At 65.1% G+C, this 3,707-nt stretch carries 4 protein-coding genes; all 4 read right to left on the bottom strand.

Annotated elements, in window-relative coordinates; all coding sequences use genetic code 11:
• Positions 1-1,096: aminotransferase class III-fold pyridoxal phosphate-dependent enzyme (locus tag EN964_RS28540; protein WP_127277013.1), on the bottom strand; the 1,096-nt coding region annotated here is incomplete at its 3' end.
• Between the two features lie 35 nt (positions 1,097-1,131).
• A complete protein-coding gene (locus EN964_RS28535) occupies positions 1,132-2,481 on the bottom strand; it encodes an aminotransferase class III-fold pyridoxal phosphate-dependent enzyme (protein WP_127266752.1) in 1,350 nt (449 codons plus the stop codon).
• A gap of 21 nt (positions 2,482-2,502) precedes the next feature.
• A complete protein-coding gene (locus tag EN964_RS28530; protein WP_127266751.1) occupies positions 2,503-3,171 on the bottom strand; it encodes an HAD family hydrolase in 669 nt (222 codons plus the stop codon).
• A partial coding sequence (locus EN964_RS28525; protein WP_206528770.1) for a Tm-1-like ATP-binding domain-containing protein occupies positions 3,168-3,707 on the bottom strand: 540 nt, incomplete at its 5' end. The genes EN964_RS28525 and EN964_RS28530, both read right to left, overlap by 4 nt.

Genomic DNA, 3,707 nt, shown 5'->3' with positions numbered 1-3,707 from the left:
TCTCGCGGTCGTGAACCAGTTCGGCGCCGAAGAACAGGCCGGCGCCCCTGACCTCGCCGATGCATTCATGGCGCTCGGCCAGCGGGCGCAGCAGACCGAGCGCATAGGCGCCGACGTCACGTGCGTTGGCGACGAGATCTTCCTGCTCGATGACGTCGAGGACGGCATTGGCCACCGCGCAGGAAACCGGATTGCCGCCAAAGGTGTTGAAGTAACGGAAAGCGTTGCGGAAGGTCGCCAATGTGTCCTTGGTGGTGACCACCGCGGCGACCGGATGGCCGTTGCCCATCGGCTTGCCCATGGTGACGATGTCGGGCACGAAGCCAGCGCGCTGGTGGCCCCAGAAATGGCTGCCGGTACGGCCGAAACCAGGTTGCACCTCATCGGCGATGACCAACCCGCCCGCTTCACGCACCGCCGCCACGGCGTCTTCGAAAAATCCGCTGGGAAGCGTCGGGAAGCCTTCATTTTCGAGCAGCGGGCACAAAATGATGCCGGACAGGCCGATGCCGTCCTTTGCCAGCGCGGCGATGGCTCCCCGCACCGCATCGCCAAAGGCCTTGCCGTCGGCCGTCGCATCGGGATGGCGATAGCTGTCGGGCGTCGGCACCAGCCGCACTTGGCGCGCGCGGCCGCCGACCGGCGGCATGCGGGTGCTGAGCTGCGAAACCGCCGTGGTGTTGCCATGGTAGGTGGCGTCGGTGGCGATGATGCCCATGCGGCCGGTTGCGGCCTGCGCCATGCGCAGCGCGATGTCGTTGGCCTCACTGCCGGTGCAGGTCAGGATGGCGGACGACAGGCTGGCATCGAAGGTCGCGGTCAGCCGCTCGACATAATCAAGGATGGCGGTGTGCAGATAGCGCGTGTGGGTGTTGAGCAGGCTGGCCTGCCGGCACAGGGCTTCGACCACATGCGGGTGGCAGTGGCCGACATGTGCGACATTGTTGTAGGCGTCGAGATATTTCCGACCATCGGCATCGTAGAGCCAGACGCCTTCGCCGCGCACCAGATGCACGGGCTCGTCGTAGAACAATTGCGATTTCGCGCCGAGCAGGCGGGAACGCCGGCTAACCAGTGCTTCTTGCGATTGGCTCATTGCGTCTTGAAACTCCGTTGTGTCCAGCTAACCCGTCAGGCCTTCGATAGGCCTGCATCCAGCGCTTCGCCAATCTTCGTCACATCGGCGGCGGTGATGATGAGCGGCGGCGACAGGATGATGGTGTTGCCCGACACACGCAGCATGACGCCGGCCTCATAGGCGGCCTCCGAAACCACGGCCATGGTCTTCTTGTCGGCCGGCTTTTTCGTCGTGCGGTCCGAGACCAGCTCCAGCGCCGCCATCAGGCCCTTGTACCTGACATCGCCGACGATCGCATGCCTGGCCTTCAGCCCCTCCAGCGTGGCCGCGAGTTCGACGCCCCGTGCCGCCGCGTTCTCGTTCAGGCGAAGCCGTTTGGTCTCGGCAAGCGCCGCCAGACCCGCCGCGCAGCCGACCGGGTGGCCGGAATAGGTATAGCCGTGGCCGATCGCACCAAAACTGGTCTTGTCGGCCTCGAAGACATCGGCGACTTTTCCGCCGATCAAGGTCGCGCCGAGCGGGAAATAGCCTGACGTGATCGCCTTGGCGATGGTCATGAAATCCGGCTTCACGCCGGACAGACGCGAGCCCGACCATGCGCCGGTGCGGCCGAAGCCCGTCACCACCTCGTCGGCGATCAGCAGGATCTCGTGGCGGTCGCAGATCTCACGCACCAGTGGCATGAAGCTCTCATGCGGAACGATGACGCCGCCGGCGCCGAGAACCGGCTCCATGATGAAAGCGGCGATGGTGTCGCCGCCCTGGAAGGCGATTTCGTCCTCCAGCGCCTTGGCGCACAGTTTCGCCAGCCGCGCTGGGTTGGTCTCATCGAACGGGTTGCGGAAGGTCCAGGGCGCGGGAATGTGGAAGACGCCGGGCAGCAGAGGCTCGTAGTTGCGACGGAAATTGGCGTTGCCGTTAACCGACGCGCCGCCGAAATGCGTGCCGTGATAGCCCTTCTTCAGGGCGAGGAATTTTGTCCGGTCGGCCTGGCCGCGGATCTTCCAGTATTGCCTGGCCAGCCGAAGTGCCGTTTCTACTGAATCCGAGCCGCCCGAGGTGAAGAAGGTCCGCACCATGCCTTCTGGCTCGAACCATTCGCAGAGTTCGTAGGCGAGTTCTATCGACGGCCCGGTCGAGGTGCCGCGAAAGCCGGAATAATAGGGCAGCGCCGAAAGCTGGTCGGCGATCGCCTGCTTGATCGGGTCGCAGCTGTAGCCGAGATTGACGTTCCACAGGCCGCCGACGGCGTCGAGCACGGTGTTGCCGGCGATGTCGGTGACCATCACACCCTCGCCTTTCATGATCACCTTTGGCGGGTTGGCCCGCATCTCGGCCGGATGCGCCATCGGGTGCCAGATCGGCTTGGCGTTGGTTTCGGTGAGAAAATTGATGTCGCGCATAGAGGACTCCGCAAAAAAATCTCAGGCAACTGGGACGAGGCCGAAATGACCGAGGGCCTCGGCATAGGAATGAGCCGGGCGAGCGACGTCGAAATGGACCGTGCGCATGCCGGCAGCAGAGCCGCCATCGACATTGCGCTGCTGGTCGTCGACGAAGACGCAAGCGCCGGCAGGCAGGCCGAGCGCCTCGGTGACCAAGGCATAGGCGCGTGGATCGGGCTTGAGGATGCCGGTATAGGTGGCGTCGACGATGAGGTCGAACAGGCCGAGCAACGGCAGCCGCCGGCGGAAATCGGCGCCGTAGAACAGGTCGAGTTCGTTTGACAGGATCGCCAGCCGAAAACCCGCCGCATGCACCGTGCGAATGGCGCTGTCGGCCTCGGGCCGCACCACCTTTTCCGGCTCGGCGCCGCGCGCTCGTTGGACGAAGGTCTCCATCGCCTGCCAGTCCTCGCCGACCAGCCGACCGACCTCACTGGTGCGGGAGCGCCAGTAGTCGCGCTCGCTGATCTCGTCGGCCTGCATCGCGCGCCACAGCGGATCGCTGTCCGGATCGAACGGCCCGCGCCATTGCAGCGTTCCCGGCGCAAGGCCGAGCGCCTGTTCGGTCAAGGCATGCGTCTCGAACAGCGTCCGGGTGACGACGCCGCCGAAATCAAGGACAAGCGCCTGGGCGGGAACAGCGCTCACGCTGCCACTCCCTTGGCCGGCTTGCCGCGCGGGACGATGCCTTCCTCGACCCAGCGGTCGAATATCTCGAGCGCCTTGCCGACGAAGTCGTCGCTGTTGATGTGAGCGTCGATCTCGTGGAACTCGACCCCGGCGGGAATAGCCCTGCGCATTTCATCTGCGAAGGCCGCGAGAGCCTCGGGTTCATAGAGCGGCTCGCCCTGCACGTCCCATTCCTGGATGCCGCCGGTAGGCAGGATGAAGGCGGAGCGGCCTTTCGCGGCGCCGAGCTTGGCGGCGATGGTCCTGGCGACCTGCCGACGATCGTCGGCATCGACGGTGATCGACGCGATCAGCCTGTTGTGGGCATGAAAGGGCCGCGTCGAGAATTTAGCCGGCAAATCCTGCCAGGTCGGCAGATCGACCATGTCGACCGCCCCGGGTGCGGCGATCTGCGGAGTGCCGCGAGCGCCGGCATTCTCCAGCCGGTCGGTGCCGGAACTGACGACGGAGCCCGCGAGATGATTGGTAATTTCCTGCAGGCTGAAGTCGAACAC

Origin of the sequence: Mesorhizobium sp. M7A.F.Ca.CA.001.10.2.1 (assembly GCF_003998575.1) — a bacterium.
GTDB lineage: Bacteria > Pseudomonadota > Alphaproteobacteria > Rhizobiales > Rhizobiaceae > Mesorhizobium.
This window is presented reverse-complemented; position numbering and strand designations above follow the sequence as displayed.

What these genes read in the sequence shown, in the direction of transcription:
- EN964_RS28535 (WP_127266752.1), bottom strand. Translation starts at nt 2,481, where the DNA reads ATGCGCGACATCAATTTTCTCACCGAAACCAACGCCAAGCCGATCTGG.